Source organism: Aliivibrio sp. 1S128 (assembly GCF_001691065.1).
In the GTDB taxonomy this organism is placed as follows: Bacteria; Pseudomonadota; Gammaproteobacteria; order Enterobacterales; family Vibrionaceae; genus Aliivibrio.
Map to the genome: position 1 here is coordinate 1 of NZ_MAJV01000061.1, position 216 is coordinate 216.

Here is a 216-nt window from a genome sequence, read left to right on the forward strand (position 1 = left end):
TTGGCGGAGTGGACGGGACTCGAACCCGCGACCCCCGGCGTGACAGGCCGGTATTCTAACCAACTGAACTACCGCTCCAATTTTTAAAACCCAGACTCTATCTGAATTTTGAAAAGTGGTGGAGGGATAGGGATTTGAACCCTAGAACCGCTATTAACGGTTGCCGGTTTTCAAGACCGGTGCTTTCGACCACTCAGCCATCCCTCCAATGCCGAG

General features: G+C 52.8%; 2 tRNA genes. Both read right to left on the reverse strand.

Going from position 1 to position 216, the window contains the following annotated elements:
- Position 1: 1 nt before the first annotated feature.
- Positions 2-78, reverse strand: a tRNA-Asp gene (locus tag A6E03_RS09195).
- A 38-nt stretch (positions 79-116) separates the two neighbouring features.
- Positions 117-207: transfer RNA gene (locus tag A6E03_RS09200), tRNA-Ser, on the reverse strand.
- Positions 208-216: the final 9 nt, after the last annotated feature.